This is a genomic window from Streptomyces sp. LaPpAH-108 (genome assembly GCF_000373625.1).
Classification (GTDB): domain Bacteria; phylum Actinomycetota; class Actinomycetes; order Streptomycetales; family Streptomycetaceae; genus Streptomyces.
Map to the genome: position 1 here is coordinate 779,551 of NZ_KB891993.1, position 14,775 is coordinate 794,325.

Here is a 14,775-nt window from a genome sequence, read left to right on the forward strand (position 1 = left end):
CCGACCACGAGGAGGGTGCCGCGATGCCCGGTTCCACGAACGGTTCCACCAACGGCTCCACCAGGATCATGGGAGCCCTGACGGTCGGCGGCCTCGTCGTCGTCACGGCATACACGGTCGCCCTGGGCGGCAACGGCTGGCTCTGGTTCGGCTGGATCGTCCTGGTCCTGCTGACCCTGGCCCTGGTCCTGACCAAGTCGTAGGGCGCCCCCTGGCCAGGCTGATTACAGTTCCCGCATGAGCAGCAGGGCCGCGTCCTTCGACGATCTCGACCGGAAGATCATCACCGCGCTGATGGCGAACGCGCGGAGCAGTTTCGCCGAGATCGGGGCGGTGGTCGGGCTGTCGGCCACGGCGGTGAAGCGGCGGGTGGACCGGCTGCGGGAGAGCGGGGTGATCACCGGGTTCACGGCCACCGTGGAGCCCTCGGCGCTGGGCTGGCGCACCGAGGCGTATGTGGAGGTCTACTGCGAGGGGGCGGCCCCGCCCCGGCGCCTTGCCGAGGTCGTGCGGGGGCATCCGGAGATCGCGGCGGCCATGACGGTGACCGGCGGCGCGGACGCGCTGCTGCATGTGCGGGCGCGGGACGTGGAGCACTTCGAGGACGTGCTGGAACGCATTCGCGCCGAGCCCTTCATCCGGAAGACGATCAGCGTGATGGTCCTGTCCCACCTTCTCCCGGACAGTCCGGAAGCGGGCGCCACCCAGGCCGCACCGGAGTGATCATCCGATAAACCTCGAATAGGCGCAGGTGTCGTGCGTTCTCGTCGGCCAAGACGCAGCGATACTGCACTGACACGCAGCTTTTGTTTCTTGTCCGCCGTCGCCGGGTGTTCTTACCGTGGTGACATCCCCGAGTGACACACCGGAAAGCGGAGGAAACCCTCTGTGGCCGAAACCCGTGTGCGGCGCCCCCGGCGCTTCCTGGTCTGCGAACCCAGACACTTCGAAGTGCGGTACGCCATCAACCCCTGGATGCGTCCCGACGCCCCCGTGGACGCCGAGCTGGCGCGGACCCAGTGGCGCACGCTGATCAGCGCCTACCGCGACCACGGGCACACCGTGGAGGAGATCGACCCGGTCCCCGGACTGCCCGACATGGTGTTCGCCGCCAACTCGGCGATCGTGGTCGGTGGCCGCGTCTTCGGCTCGCTGTTCCACGCCCAGGAGCGGCGCCCGGAGTCCGAGCACTACGACGCCTGGTTCAAGACGGCGGGCTACGACGTCTACCGCCCGCTGTCGGTGACCGAGGGCGAGGGCGACCTGGTGTGGACCGGCCGGTACGTGCTGGCGGGCACCGGCTTCCGCACCTCCCGCGAGGCCCACCGCGAGGTCCAGGAGTTCTTCGGGCACCCGGTGATCGCCCTGACCCTGGTGGACCCGTACTTCTACCACCTGGACACGGCCCTGTTCGTGCTGGACGACGACAACATCGTCTACTACCCGGAGGCCTTCTCGGCGGGCAGCCAGGAGGTGCTGCGGCGGCTGTACCCGGACGCCGTGCTCGCCACCCGGGACGATGCGCTGGCCTTCGGCCTGAACTCGGTCTCGGACGGCCGTCACGTCTTCATCGCCCCCCAGGCGGAGGCACTGGCCGCGCGTCTGGACGACCATGGATACACCCCCGTTCCCGTCGACCTGTCCGAGCTGCACAAGGCGGGCGGCGGCATCAAGTGCTGCACCCAGGAGATCCGCTCATGACCGCACCCGCGCACCCGCGCACCACCGACGACCTCATCCGGGCGGAGGAGCCGGTCCTCGCGCACAACTACCACCCGCTGCCCGTCGTCGTCGCACGGGCCGAGGGCGCCTGGGTGGAGGACGTGGAGGGCCGCCGCTATCTCGACATGCTGGCGGGCTACTCGGCCCTCAACTTCGGCCACCGCCACCCGGCGCTGATCCGGGCCGCCCACGACCAGTTGGACCGCCTCACCCTGACCTCCCGCGCCTTCCACAACGACCGGCTCGCCGAGTTCGCCCAGCGTCTGGCCGCGCTCACCGGTCTCGACATGGTGCTGCCGATGAACACCGGCGCGGAGGCGGTGGAGAGCGGCATCAAGCTGGCCCGCAAGTGGGCGTACGACGTGAAGGGCGTCCCCGACGGCCAGGCGAACATCGTGGTCGCGGCGGACAACTTCCACGGGCGGACGATCACCATCGTCAGCTTCTCCACCGACGAGTCGGCGCGGGCGGGCTTCGGCCCCTTCACGCCCGGCTTCAAGATCGTGCCGTACAACGACCTCGCGGCACTGGAGGAGGCGGTCGACGAGCACACGGCCGCGGTCCTGATCGAGCCCATCCAGGGCGAGGCCGGGGTGATCATCCCGGACGAGGGCTATCTCACCGGGGTGCGCGAGCTGACCCGGCGCAAGGGGTGCCTGTTCGTCGCGGACGAGATCCAGTCCGGGCTCGGCCGCACCGGGCGCACCCTCGCCGTCGAGCACGAGAACGTGGTGCCGGACGTGCTGCTGCTCGGCAAGGCGCTCGGCGGCGGCATCGTGCCGGTGTCGGCGGTCGTGGCCCGGCGCGAGGTCATGGAGGTGCTGCACCCGGGCGAGCACGGCTCCACCTTCGGCGGCAACCCGCTGGCGGCGGCCGTCGGCACGGCGGTGGTCGAACTCCTGGAGACCGGCGAGTTCCAGAGCCGGGCCGCCGAGCTGGGCCTGGTCCTGCACGAGGGTCTTACGGCGCTGCTCGGCCACGGCGTGACCGGGTTCCGGGCGCGCGGGCTCTGGGCGGGCGTGGACATCGACCCGGCGCTGGGCACGGGGCGCGAGATCAGCGAGCGGCTGATGCGCGAGGGCATCCTCGTCAAGGACACCCACGGTTCGACGATCCGGCTGGCGCCGCCGCTGACCATCACGGCGGAGGAGCTGCGGGGGGCGCTGGACACGCTGGCGAAGGTGCTGGGGCAGGCGGGCTGAGTACGGAGCCGGTGGGCCGGGCGCGGGCGCGTCCGGCCCACCGGCGTGCCCGGCGCTACTTGTCGCCGTCGAGGAGCTTCCTCATCTCCGCGATCTCGGCGCTCTGGCCCTCGATGATGGCGTCGGCCATCTTCGTGGCGGGGGTGTAGCGGCCCTTGTCCTTCTCCGTGGTGGCCATCTCCACGGCGCCCTGGTGGTGGCGGATCATCAGGGAGAGGAAGGCGGAGTCGAAGTCGGCGCCCTTCTTCTTCTCCAGGTCCGCCATGTCGTCGGCACCCATCATTCCGGTCATGCCGGTGTGGGCCGAGTGGTCCATCCCGGCCATGGGCGGCTGCTCGCCCCAGGACTTCAGCCAGCCGGTCATGGTGCGGATCTCCGGGTCCTGGGCCTTCTCGATCCGCGCGGCGAGGTCCTTGACCTGGGCGGACCCGGCCCGCCCGGCGGCGAGCCGGGCCATCTCCAGGGCCTGCTGGTGGTGCGGGATCATGCCCTGCGCGAAGGCGACGTCCTGGGCGTCGTGCGCCGCCGCGGTGGCGGAGGCACCGTGCGCGGAGTGGGCGCCGGTGTCGGTGTGGGCGCCGCCGCAGGCGCCGAGGAGGAGCGCGGCGGAGAGGGTGGCCGCGCCGAGCGTGAGGGCGCGCAGGGGTTGACGGATGGTCATGTGGAACTCCTGTGGTCCGAGGGTTCTGAGGGCACACCGCTGAACGCGACCGCGTACGGCCGCGCGGGTGCCTCTAGATCCGCAGGAGTTGGAGTTCCGCCAGGGAGGGCGGCGCGCGGGCACCGTCCGGCGCCGACGCGGCACGGGCGGGCGAGAGGGCGCCGGGTACGGGGGTGACGGCGTCCGGGGAGGCGGGAAGCGCGAGTTCGGGCCCACCGGGTACGGCGCCGGACGCACAGGTGGCGTCGGCGTGGTGCACATGCCCGCTTCCGTCGTGGCCGTGGTGGGCCCCGCAGTCGCCGGGAGCGCTGAGCACGACGGCCGCGTGCGGGGCGCTCGCCCGGTGCACGGGTCCGAGTCCGCCGCCGGGCGCCAGACCGTGCATGCCGAGCAGCCCGCCCAGCACCAGCAGCACGAGCAGCCGCCACGGGGGCGGGCCTGGGGTGCGCTGACGGGTGCCGGACATCGGTCGCATCGTACGACGGCACTGTCCCGGGCCCGCGCCCGGACCCGCCGGTCGGCGCGCGCGGGGTCAGCCCGAGGCGTCCGACGCGGAGCAGAGCACGCACTGTTCGGTGACCTGGCCGCACGACCCGCCGGTCCGCCGGAGCCGCCCATGGCGCCTGCGTGGGCGACCGGGTGGGGCTACTCGTGGCAGCGGTGGCACTCCGAGGCCGTCAGGATGCCGTAGGTGACGGTGCCGTAGACCAGGTGCGGGACCACGTCCGAGGTCCAGTCGACGGGGGACCAGGTTCTCGGGTCGCTCACGCCGAGGCGGGCCATCGGCACGTCGGCGCCGGCCATGGCGAGGGCGCCGGTCACGAGGCCGCCCAGCCACCAGGGCAGCCGGATGCCGGCCCCGCGCAGCAGGCCGACGACCACACCGGTGGCGCAGCCGACGCCGATGCCGGTGAGCGCGGCGATGCCGGTCAGCCGGTTGTCCAGGGTCTCGCCCTTGCCGGGGACGGGGTGTCCCACGTCGTGGGCGATCTTGTCGACGACCTCGGAGGGGGCCTCGCTGGCGGGCCTGCCCCGCAGCGCCATGTCGGCGTAGGTGACGGCGTTCAGGACGGTCGTTCCGGCGGCGCCCGCGACGCCGCCGCGCAGAATGGTCTGGATCATGCCCGCCGTGTTCCCAGGCGCGCGCGGCCGAATCCTGATCGGGCCGCCGTGCTGATCCCGGCCGTCCCGCCGTACACCCCGGAGACGGAGAGGGTGCCGCCCCGGCGCACGGTGTCCAGGTCCGAGCGGCCGGTGGCCGATCTGTGCGGGGCGTATGACGGTCCGCGTGTACGGGTACCCGGCGGGCCGGAAAGCAGGTGAATCGCGCGTATATGCCGGGAGGCGGCTGCCATGGCGGACACGGGGCTGAACGACAAGGGCGGCCTGCGGGTCGTGGTCGTCGGGGCGACCGGCAACGTCGGCACCAGCGTGGTGCGGGCGTTGAGCGAGCGCCCGGAGGTGGGGTCGGTCCTCGGTCTGGCCCGCCGGACACCCGACTGGCGGCCGGAAAAGACGACCTGGGCGGCCGTGGACGTCGCCCCCGGCGGCGGCGACCTCCTCCCCCACTTCAGGGGCGCGGACGCGGTGATCCAGCTGGCCTGGAAGTTCCAGCCCACGCACGATCCGCTGACGACCTGGCGGACCAACGTGCTCGGCAGCAGGCGGGTGTTCGAGGCCGTCGCCGAGGCCGGGGTGCCCGCGCTGATCCACGCCTCGTCCGTGGGCGCGTACTCGCCGGGCCCCAAGGACCGTACGGTGGACGAGTCGTGGCCGACCGACGGCTGGCCGCAGGCGGCGTACTGCCGCGAGAAGGCGTACCTGGAACGCTGCCTGGACGCCTACGAGTTGGCGCGCCCGGAGATCCGGGTCGTACGGATGCGTCCCGGCTTCATGTTCAAGCGGGAGTCGGCCGCCGAGCAGCGCAGGATCTTCGCGGGGTCGCTGATCCCGCCGCAGCTGATACGGCCGCAGTTCGTACCGGCGGTGCCGAAGCTGCCCGGGCTGGTGTTCCAGGCGCTGCACACCGACGACGCCGCCGACGCGTTCGCGCGAGCCGTCACCCTGCCGGTGCGCGGCGCGTTCAACCTCGCCGCCGAACCGGTCCTGGACTCTGCCGAGTTGGGCAAGCTCCTGGAGGCGAGGCCGGTGCGGGTGCCGCTGCCCCCGCTGCGGGCCGCGCTCGCGGCGGCCTGGTGGCTGCGGCTGGTGCCCGCCTCCCCCGACCTCTTCGACGCGGTGCTGCGGCTGCCGCTGATGAACTGCGCCCGCGCGCATGAGGAGTTGGGCTGGCGGCCGACGCGTACGGCCCTGGAGGCGATCCAGGACTTCCTGGACGGGCTCGGTGAACGCGCGGGCATGGACACCGCGCCGCTCGCCGCCTGAACTCACCTGATGTGAGGAGGGCTTGATGCCTGAGCTGCCCGATGTCGAAGGATTCCGTGGGGTGTTGGAGCGCTGCGGGCAGGGGCGGCGCGTCCAGGAGGTCGACGTCCGTGACGCGGGGGTGCTGCGCGAGGTCTCCGCCGAACGGCTGCAACACACCGTGGAGGGACGGCGGTTCGGGGAGCCGCGCCGTCACGGCAAGTTCCTGGTCGCGCCGCTGGACGACGGCTCGGGCCCCGCCCTGGTCTGGCACTTCGGCATGACCGGCGCCCTGCTGTGCGCCCCCGCCGACGAGCCGCCGCACGAGCACGACCGGGTGCTCCTGACCCTGGACGACGGCAACCGGCTCGGCTATCGCGACCAGCGCAAGCTCCAGGGCGTACGGCTCGCGGACACCCCCGACGACGTGGCCGCGCTGCTCGACGGCCTCGGACCCGACGCGCTCACCATCGGGCGCGACGACTTCGTGGACCTGCTCGCCGACCGGCGCGGCGCGGTCAAGAGCCTGCTGATGGACCAGTCCGCGCTCGCGGGCCTCGGGAACCTGCTCAGCGACGAGATCCTGTGGCGGGCCCGCATCGCGCCCGGCCGCCCGGCGGGCGAGATCGAGGAGGCGGAGGCGCGCGGGCTGTTCACGGCGATGGGCCGCGTCCTCGACACCGCCGTACGTGACGCACGCGTGCCACCACGCCGGAACTGGCTCACCGGCCGCCGCGACGACACCGAGCCGCAGTGCCCGCGCTGCGGGGGCCCGCTGGACTCGCGCCGGGTGTCGGAGCGGCGGACGGTGTGGTGCCCCCACTGCCAGCGATGAGGCTCCCGCGCACCCGGGCACGTTTCGGCCCGGCTCACCTGGAGAACCGGCAGGTGGACGCGGACCCGTCCGGGACGGCACCGGCCTTCCCGGACACGGTCGGAGGTGGTCGCTCATGTCTGCTGACCTGGCCCGGGTCGACCCCGGCCAGATGCCCGAGGCCCTGTGCCGCGCGTGCGTGGGGCCGATGCGCGTCGACGGCGCCTCCGTCTCCCTCGCGGGCGGCCCGGGCGTACGGGCCGCCTGGTGCGCCAGCGACCGTACGGCGGCGCGGCTCGCGCAGGCGCAGTACGCACTGGGCGACGGCCCCTGCCAAAGCGCGCTGGACGGCGCGGCGACGGTGGAGGCCGCCGACCTCACCCGGGGCCCGGACGCGCACCGCTGGCCCGAGTTCGCCGCCGAGGCCGTGAGCCTGGGCGTGGGGGCCGTGTTCTCGCTGCCGCTGGGCGTCGACGGAACCACCGTCGGCACGCTCGATCTGTACCGCGACCGCCCCGGCGCGCTGTCCGAGTCCGATCTGCGGATCGCCCGGTGGACCCGGGACGCCGTCACCTTCGCCGTCACCGATCTTCCGCCCGGCCACGAGGCGGTCGGCGTGGTCATGGCCCGGCTCGGGCTGTCCCCGGAGCAGGCGCTGGACCGTATCCGGGAGGCCGCGTTCGCCGAGGGGCGGACGGTCGGCGAGCTGGCGCACGAGATCGTGCTGCGCGGGTCCGGCTTCGGGCCGGAGCCGGGCGAGGGCCATGTTTGCCCCGCGCCGCACCGGTGACTCGGCCGAGGTAGCCCTGCGGGGACTCCGAAGGAAGTTGAAGGCCGTGACCAGCGACACCGCCATGACCAAGGACACCGAGGACAGCACCGGGGACACGCGGGAGTGGGCGTCCGTCCGCGTCGTCGAGACCGGCTGGGCCAGGGCCCGCCGCCTGCGCGGCCAACGGGTGCGCACCTGTGTGGCCGCGGTCGTCACGAAGGACTCCGCTCCCCGGACCGGTGCGGAGGAGAACATCGTCAGGGGCGAGGACTGATCGCCCAGGCCCACCGGTCGGCCTATCGGCCGGAGACCTCGGTACGCGTTTCCGACCTGCGGACATGACGGGATCCGGGTCCGCCGCCCCCGCGTTTCACCTGGTGTCCGCCGGATACTTGAAAGGGAGTGTTTCCTCCGCCCGAGAGGGTGTTTCCCATGGATGTCGTCTATCTGTCCGAGCGGGAATTGCGGGCATTGGCCGAGATGGACAAGACCTTGGGCAGGGAGCCCTTCCTGATCCGGCACCTGCGGGGGCGGCGGCTCGCCGTGTGGGTGTCGGTGCTCGCGTTCGTCTCCTTCTGCCTGCTCGCCCTGGACGTGGTGTTCCGTGATCCGCTGCTGACCGGCGCGTTCATGGCCGTCTGGGCGGTCACCCTGACCGGTCTCGTGGGGCTGGTCGTGCGCTGGAGCCATCGGTGGAAGAGGCAGGTGACGATCCGTATATGAGGAGGCCGGAGACCGGGGCGGCGATGAGGGAGCCGGAGGGCGGAGAAGCGGGGTACGAGCCCGACCCGCGCCGGTGGCGGGCCCTGTCGGTCACGCTGGTGGCCGGGTTCATGAGCCTGCTGGACGTGACGATCGTGGCGGTCGCGCTGCCGACCATCCAGCGGGATCTGCACGCCTCCCCCGCCCAGGTGCAGTGGGTGGTCTCCGGCTACGCCCTCACCTTCGCGCTCGCCCTGGTCACCGCCGGGCGGCTCGGCGACGCGCTGGACCGGCGCCGTATCTTCCTGCTGGCGCTCAGCGGCTTCGTGCTGTTCAGCGCGGCCTGCGGGGCGGCCCCCGACATCACCCTGCTGGTGATGGCGCGGCTCGCGCAGGGTCTTGCGGCGGGCTTCATGGCGCCGCAGAACTCCGCGCTGATCCAGCAGCTGTTCCGGGGCGCCGAGCGCGGCCGGGCCTTCGGCTTCTTCGGCGCGACGGTCGGCATCTCCTCCGCCGTCGGCCCCCTGACCGGCGGCGCCATCCTCGCGCTGGCCTCGGGCGACCAGGGCTGGCAGTGGATCTTCTACGTCAACGTGCCCATCGGCATCCTCGCCGTCCTGCTGGGCCGACGGCTCCTCCCCCGGGTCCGCCGCAGCGGCCGGGGCCATGTGGACGTGCCCGGGGTGCTGCTCCTCGGGCTCGGCGTGCTCGCGGTCATGTTCCCGATGGTCCAGGCGGACTCCGGGGGTATCGGGCGCCTGTGGTGGCTGTTCCCGGTGGGTGCGGCGCTCCTCCTGGTCTTCGCCGCCTGGCAGCGGCGGCTGGTCGCCCGGGGCACCCAGCCCCTGCTGGACCCGCGCCTGTTCACCACCGTGCGCGGCTATGCCGTCGGCGCGGGCGTGGGCACGCTGTACTTCATCGGCTTCAGCGGTGTCTGGCTGGTGTTCGCGCTCTTCTACCAGCACGGTCTCGGCTTCTCGCCGCTGCTGTCCGGGCTCGCGGTGACCCCGTTCGCGCTCGGCTCGGCGATGGCCGCCGTACTGGCCGGGCGGCTGGTGGAGCGCTTCGGCCGGGTGCTCACGGCGTGCGGTCTGACGGCGGTGATCGCGGGCCTGGGCGGCACCGCGCTCCTGCTCCGCCTCGCCCCGCTCGGCAGCGCCCCCTGGCTGGCGGCCCCGCTGCTGCTCCTGGGCGGTGTCGGCAGCGGGTTCGTGGTGTCCCCGAACATCACCATGACCCTGCGCGAGGTGCCGGTCCGCATGGCGGGCGCGGCGGGCGGCGCCCTCCAGACCGGCCAGCGCCTCGGCGCGGCGGTGGGTACGGCGGCGCTGCCCGGCCTGTTCTACGTGGCGCTCGGCGGTCACGGCGACTACCGCTCCGCGCTCACCACGGCCCTGGTCGCCGCCCTCGTCGGCATGGGGGCGTCCCTGGCGCTCGCGACGTTCGACTGGCGGCGGGACCGGCGCGCGTCGCGGGCGCGGCGGGCGTGTCCGGACGAGGTCGCGAACGATCCGGTGAACGCGCGGCAGAGCTGAGGGCGGCATCGGCACGCGGTGTGCTTTTCCGACCACTGCTCCACTCGTGTGCGACAACCACCCGTACGGCGGCATGTCGACCGCCCGGGGGCGTCCTTCTCCGGCCCGAGCCACCAGGATTGCGCTCATCTACGCCATGGGGCGGCCGGACCGCGAACACCAGGAGAAGCGCAACTCGTGACTACCATCGACCGGCCCGAACCGGCAGCGGAGGACTCGTCCGAGAACGAGCTGCTGGTCCGGCGCAGCGAGCCCGGCAGTGTCGTGGTGAAGTGGCTGACGACCACCGACCACAAGACGATCGGCACGCTGTATCTCACGACGTCGTTCGCCTTCTTCCTGGTGGGCGGTGTGCTCGCGCTGCTCATGCGCGCCGAGCTGGCCCGCCCGGGCCTGCAGATCATCTCCAACGAGCAGTTCAACCAGGCGTTCACGATGCACGGCACCGTGATGCTGCTGATGTTCGCGACACCGCTGTTCGCGGGGTTCACCAACTGGATCATGCCGCTCCAGATCGGTGCGCCCGATGTCGCGTTCCCCCGGCTGAACATGCTGGCGTACTGGCTGTATCTCTTCGGCTCGCTCATCGCGGTGGGCGGCTTTCTCACCCCGCAGGGCGCGGCCGACTTCGGCTGGTTCGCCTACTCGCCGCTCTCGAACGCCATCCGCTCCCCCGGCGTGGGCGGCGACATGTGGATCATGGGTCTGGCGCTTTCCGGCTTCGGCACGATCCTCGGCTCGGTCAACTTCATCACCACGATGATCTGCATGCGCGCGCCCGGCATGACCATGTTCCGGATGCCGATCTTCTGCTGGAACGCCATGCTGACCAGCGTGCTGGTCCTGTTCGCCTTCCCGGTCCTCGCGGCTGCGCTGCTCGCCCTGGAGGCGGACCGCAAGTTCGGCGCCCATGTGTACGACGCGGCCAACGGCGGCCCCCTGCTGTGGCAACACCTCTTCTGGTTCTTCGGCCATCCGGAGGTGTACATCATCGCCCTGCCGTTCTTCGGCATCGTCACGGAGATCATCCCGGTGTTCTCCCGCAAGCCGATCTTCGGCTACATGGGCCTGATCGCCGCCACGATCGCGATCGCGGGCCTCTCGGTGACCGTGTGGGCGCACCACATGTACGTCACCGGTGGTGTGTTGCTGCCCTACTTCTCCTTCATGACCTTCCTGATCGCGGTGCCCACAGGAGTGAAGTTCTTCAACTGGATCGGCACCATGTGGAAAGGCTCGGTGTCCTTCGAGACACCGATGCTGTGGACCACGGGCTTCCTGGTCACCTTCCTCTTCGGCGGCCTGACCGGCGTCATCCTGGCCTCCCCGCCGATGGACTTCCACGTCTCCGACTCGTACTTCGTGGTCGCCCACTTCCACTACGTCGTCTTCGGCACCGTCGTCTTCGCGATGTTCGCCGGCTTCCACTTCTGGTGGCCCAAGTTCACCGGCAAGATGCTGGACGAGCGCCTGGGCAAGATCACCTTCTGGACGCTGTTCATCGGCTTCCACACCACGTTCCTGGTCCAGCACTGGCTGGGCGCGGAAGGCATGCCGCGCCGCTACGCCGACTACCTCGCGGCCGACGGCTTCACCGTCCTCAACACGGTCTCGACCATCGGCGCGTTCCTGCTGGGCCTGTCGATGCTGCCCTTCTTCTACAACATCTGGAAGACCGCGCACTACGGCAAGCTCGTCAACGTGGACGACCCCTGGGGCTACGGCCGCTCCTTGGAGTGGGCGACCTCCTGCCCGCCCCCGCGCCACAACTTCCTCACCCTGCCCCGCATCCGCAGCGAATCCCCCGCCTTCGACCTCCACCACCCCGACATCGCGATGGCCGAGCACGCCGCGCACTCGATCCGGCCGTGAGCACGCGGAGACACCATGAGCGACCCAGCGGGACGTGAGGCCGAGGACGCCAGGCTCGGCAACGAGGTCGAGGGATACCTGCTGTGGCAGGCCACCATCGCGGTCGCCGAACAGCGCGCGCGTGACTTCACCGGTCCCCTGGACTGGCTGACCACCGCGCAGCGCGAGGAGATCGAACGGCACTACATCGCCGACAGCCTCCACCGCGCCCGCCAGGACCTCGAACGCGTCGCCGCCCGCTGCCGCTCCCTGCGCGCGGAGTACGAGGAGCGCTACCGCACCCTCCGCCTCCGCTGCGTCGCCTGCACCCTGGCGGCCGTCGCCTGCCTGACCTCGGTGACGACGGCCGCGGTGTCCCTGGCCAGATGACCCGGCTCCCTCCGTGACGAATCCCGCCTGCCCGGGTACCCGGCAGGCCTCACGGAGGGAGCCCGTCCATGAGCTTCGAGACCCCCACCCCGTCCCAGGCCGAGGGCGAACGCGACCCGGACATCGAAACCCCCGGCCACCCCACCCACCGCGACGTCCCCCGCACGACGCCGTCCCAGGCGGAGGGGGAGGACCCGGACGAGGAGGACGGCTAGGACGGACGCACGGTGCCCCTCAGCCCGGGACAGTGTTCGCCGCGTACTCCACGACAAGGGGGCTCGCCACTACACACCGAGCACGGGCGGGAGTGCTCGGAAGAACCCCGGTGACCCGCGCGTATCCGGTCATCATCGCGGACGTCTCGATGCTGTCGTCCCCCCGGTCCAGCGCGTCGAGCAGTTCCCGCACACCCCGGCCACGCAGACGCGCGGCCGTCCCGGATCGGCTCTACTCCTCCGCCAGCGGGTCACGGTGCGTGGTGAGTGCTTCCACGACCCGTCCTGCCCTGGTGACGAAGGCGGTTCCCAGGCTGGAGGCCGAGTTCTCCGCCTCCAGCGCGGGGCCGTCCACCGGCACCGGGGTCCAGCCCCTCAGATGACGGGCCGACCCGTGCATGAGCAGGCGGCAGCCCCGGTCCGTCTCTCCTCCGGCTGCGGGGTCCACGAACAGGACGAGGTCCTGGTGGGCGCCGCTGAGCATCACGCACCGCAGCGGCGCTTCGAACTGCACCCACTGACCGGGACGTAGATCAGGGGCCGCGTACCAGTCCGCCACGAGTTCGACGTGCGTCCGGCCCGATACGGAAGCAAATCAAGCCAGTTGCCCGCCGAACTCGCTACCCGGAGCCGAGAATGGGCAGGCACGCACCACATACGGCGATGACCTCGGGGGATGTCATGGAGGACAGGCTTGAGCCGGAGTCGGCACTGGACCGGCTCAGTGAACGCATCGTAGGCGTGGAGAAGGGGCAAGCGCGTCACGAGGAGAAGCTGGACGGCTTCAGGACCGGTCTGCACGATGTGCGGACCGACCTCGTGAAGCTCGGCGACGAGGTCACCGGTGTGCGTACGAAGGTCACCGGGCTGGAACACTCGATCACCGACACACGCCAGAGACTGGACGGCTTCCTGGAGCAGTACGGACGCGACCGCGAAGTGTCGCGAGCCCAGGCCGAGTTGTCCCGCCTGACCACCGAATGGCACGCGCACTTCGCCCAGCGCAAGCAGACCCGCGCCCTGGCCCGCAGCCTGGTGCACACCCTCACCGCGCAGGCCGTCGAGGGAAAGGTGGTGAACACGGCCACGGTGCGCGCCTGTTCCGAGGAACGGCTGCTCCTGGAACCGACGTACTGGCTCGCGCCCGCCACCATGGCGGTCGCGGCCGATTTCCGCCGCGAGCGGGAACAGGCCGAACGCGCCCAGTCACACGCCTGCGCCCTGGACGCCGCCAAGGCCAACCTCTTCTTCTCGCTGACGTGCTCTCGCCTGGGCAACGAGACCCGAGCCGCCGCATGGATGGACCTCTACCTCCAGTCCCTCGATCCTGACGAACTGGGGCAGGACTTCTGCGTCGTCCTGGACGCGGTCGCGAGCAGAGAACTGGGCGAGAAGGCGCGTGGGTACACCCAGCAGACCATGGCGCGCTGGAACCGCGGAAGCCTGCGCCTCTCGGCCGACTCGCGCATGGCGCGGGGCACCCGCGGGGGCGCTCACCTGGAATCCCGCCTGCTGAACCTGCGCAGCCGCATCACCGAGAAGCAGTACGCGGCGCTGCGCACGACCTGCGGAAAGGACTGGCAGAACCTCCTGAGCGGCTGGGAACTCGCGACCGTGCCCGGCGGGATCCTGACCCATCTCAAGCGCCGGTTCCCCGACGGAGCCGAGGGGGTCGACGCACCGGTCGGCGGCGGCGGTCACGCGGAGAGCGCTCTGGACCGCCTCATCGAGCAACTGGAGCCGGACGAAGCGGACATGCGCGAGAAGATGCGGCGGCTCGAGCGCGTCATCGAACACGAGGGAGACCTTGAGAAGGCCACGGCGGCACACCGGTCGTCGCTCGCCCCTGACGCGGCCCCGGTCGCGTTCATGACGCTCCTCGATCAAGCCGTCTTCGAGCCGGACGACGTTCCGCTCGGCGAGCCGGCTCGCCACATGGCCCTGCGTGTCGTGTGGCCGGGCTTGGAGAACGCCGCACAGCGGTTCGTCGCCGACTCCCGGCAGCGCCTTCCGCCGCACCTCACCTTGCGCATCGCGGGCTGGAAACGCACCGTCCCGACGGACTCGCGGACACCGGTCCAGCCAGGACCTCTCGTCGACGAACTCGCCACGCACCTCGAGCGACAGACCCAGGCCCAGTCGGATGCCGTGGTGCGCAGATGGCCTCGCGTGGTCGCCGCTGTCGTGATGGGCGTCGTCGCCGGGGCGCTCGTGGTGCCGTTCGTCGACGGCATGTCCCAGTGGATGTTCGGCCTGCTCGCGCTCGCCCTGTTCGGGTGGGCGATCTGGGAGTTCTGGAGCGTTCCGTTCCGGAAGAAGCAGGTCCGCGACCAGGGAGATCGCTTGCGGCACGAGGCCGTCACCACCTTGTCCCAAGCGCTGCGCCAGCGGGAGGAATTCTTCGAGGACTGGCGTGACGCGATGGATCAACTGCCCGCCCTCCTCCGATGGGGCGCGCCCTACAGGCAGGACTGACCGACCGCCTCGGCCGCGACTGCCAGGACTTCTTCGGCCCCTACGACGTACAGGCACTCAACGCCTTGTCAA

The 14,775-nt window shown here is 71.5% G+C and carries 18 protein-coding genes; 14 read left to right on the forward strand and 4 right to left on the reverse strand.

Translation table 11 applies throughout. The features are described from left to right. The first annotated feature begins 23 nt into the window (after window positions 1-23). The 4 genes from B079_RS0114895 to rocD all read left to right on the forward strand — a co-directional run bounded on the left by B079_RS0114895 (window position 24) and on the right by rocD (window position 2,924). Window positions 24-203 (forward strand): hypothetical protein, encoded by a 180-nt coding sequence (locus B079_RS0114895; RefSeq protein ID WP_018546619.1) that lies wholly within the window; start codon window positions 24-26, stop codon window positions 201-203. A gap of 34 nt (window positions 204-237) precedes the next feature. Next, entirely contained in the window at window positions 238-723 is a 486-nt protein-coding gene (locus B079_RS0114900; protein WP_018546620.1) for an Lrp/AsnC family transcriptional regulator, read from the forward strand. 165 nt (window positions 724-888) lie between these two features. Further along, window positions 889-1,701 (forward strand): dimethylargininase, encoded by an 813-nt coding sequence (ddaH, locus tag B079_RS0114905; protein WP_018546621.1) that lies wholly within the window; start codon window positions 889-891, stop codon window positions 1,699-1,701. Next, complete coding sequence (rocD, locus tag B079_RS0114910; protein ID WP_018546622.1) at window positions 1,698-2,924, forward strand: ornithine--oxo-acid transaminase; 1,227 nt, start codon at window positions 1,698-1,700, stop codon at window positions 2,922-2,924. The genes ddaH and rocD overlap by 4 nt, the downstream gene beginning before the upstream one ends. A gap of 55 nt (window positions 2,925-2,979) precedes the next feature. Here the strand turns inward: rocD and B079_RS0114915 are convergent, their stop codons facing one another. The 3 genes from B079_RS0114915 to B079_RS0114925 all read right to left on the reverse strand — a co-directional run bounded on the left by B079_RS0114915 (window position 2,980) and on the right by B079_RS0114925 (window position 4,707). Further along, window positions 2,980-3,585: a DUF305 domain-containing protein gene (locus B079_RS0114915; RefSeq protein ID WP_018546623.1), complete on the reverse strand. Its 606-nt coding sequence runs from the start codon at window positions 3,583-3,585 to the stop codon at window positions 2,980-2,982. A 73-nt stretch (window positions 3,586-3,658) separates the two neighbouring features. Beyond that, window positions 3,659-4,051: a DUF6153 family protein gene (locus B079_RS0114920; protein ID WP_018546624.1), complete on the reverse strand. Its 393-nt coding sequence runs from the start codon at window positions 4,049-4,051 to the stop codon at window positions 3,659-3,661. Window positions 4,052-4,230: 179 nt separating this feature from the next. Then, a complete protein-coding gene (locus B079_RS0114925; RefSeq protein ID WP_018546625.1) occupies window positions 4,231-4,707 on the reverse strand; it encodes a hypothetical protein in 477 nt (158 codons plus the stop codon). A gap of 246 nt (window positions 4,708-4,953) precedes the next feature. Between B079_RS0114925 and B079_RS0114930 the strand changes: the two genes are divergently transcribed. From B079_RS0114930 to B079_RS35515, 9 genes are all read left to right on the forward strand, one after another. Further along, window positions 4,954-5,970 carry an NAD-dependent epimerase/dehydratase family protein gene (locus B079_RS0114930; protein ID WP_026248710.1) on the forward strand — a complete coding sequence of 339 codons (1,017 nt, stop codon included), beginning with the start codon at window positions 4,954-4,956 and terminating at the stop codon, window positions 5,968-5,970. A gap of 25 nt (window positions 5,971-5,995) precedes the next feature. After that, window positions 5,996-6,784: an Fpg/Nei family DNA glycosylase gene (locus tag B079_RS0114935; RefSeq protein ID WP_026248711.1), complete on the forward strand. Its 789-nt coding sequence runs from the start codon at window positions 5,996-5,998 to the stop codon at window positions 6,782-6,784. Window positions 6,785-6,899: 115 nt separating this feature from the next. Next, a complete protein-coding gene (locus tag B079_RS32100) occupies window positions 6,900-7,553 on the forward strand; it encodes a GAF and ANTAR domain-containing protein (protein WP_018546628.1) in 654 nt (217 codons plus the stop codon). 46 nt (window positions 7,554-7,599) lie between these two features. Beyond that, window positions 7,600-7,809 (forward strand): hypothetical protein, encoded by a 210-nt coding sequence (locus tag B079_RS0114945; protein WP_018546629.1) that lies wholly within the window; start codon window positions 7,600-7,602, stop codon window positions 7,807-7,809. A gap of 158 nt (window positions 7,810-7,967) precedes the next feature. Beyond that, window positions 7,968-8,258, forward strand: a complete 291-nt coding sequence (locus tag B079_RS0114950) for a hypothetical protein (RefSeq protein WP_018546630.1) — start codon at window positions 7,968-7,970, stop codon at window positions 8,256-8,258. Then, window positions 8,255-9,772, forward strand: coding sequence for an MFS transporter (locus B079_RS0114955; protein ID WP_037801502.1), 1,518 nt, complete (start codon window positions 8,255-8,257; stop codon window positions 9,770-9,772). The genes B079_RS0114950 and B079_RS0114955 overlap by 4 nt, the downstream gene beginning before the upstream one ends. Window positions 9,773-9,949: 177 nt before the next feature. Continuing rightward, complete coding sequence (ctaD, locus tag B079_RS0114960; RefSeq protein WP_018546632.1) at window positions 9,950-11,644, forward strand: cytochrome c oxidase subunit I; 1,695 nt, start codon at window positions 9,950-9,952, stop codon at window positions 11,642-11,644. A 15-nt stretch (window positions 11,645-11,659) separates the two neighbouring features. Further along, window positions 11,660-12,013 (forward strand): hypothetical protein, encoded by a 354-nt coding sequence (locus B079_RS0114965; protein WP_018546633.1) that lies wholly within the window; start codon window positions 11,660-11,662, stop codon window positions 12,011-12,013. A gap of 68 nt (window positions 12,014-12,081) precedes the next feature. After that, the gene (locus B079_RS35515) at window positions 12,082-12,228 is read left to right on the forward strand and encodes a hypothetical protein (protein ID WP_018546634.1); all 147 of its coding nucleotides are present in this window, start codon (window positions 12,082-12,084) and stop codon (window positions 12,226-12,228) included. Between the two features lie 232 nt (window positions 12,229-12,460). Here B079_RS35515 and B079_RS33285 read toward each other — a convergent pair whose 3' ends face one another. Then, window positions 12,461-12,787: an SAVMC3_10250 family protein gene (locus B079_RS33285; protein ID WP_267880472.1), complete on the reverse strand. Its 327-nt coding sequence runs from the start codon at window positions 12,785-12,787 to the stop codon at window positions 12,461-12,463. Between the two features lie 122 nt (window positions 12,788-12,909). On the opposite strand from B079_RS33285, the gene B079_RS0114980 reads away from it, so the two are divergent. After that, window positions 12,910-14,703, forward strand: coding sequence for a hypothetical protein (locus tag B079_RS0114980; protein WP_158684991.1), 1,794 nt, complete (start codon window positions 12,910-12,912; stop codon window positions 14,701-14,703). Window positions 14,704-14,775 lie beyond the last annotated feature (72 nt).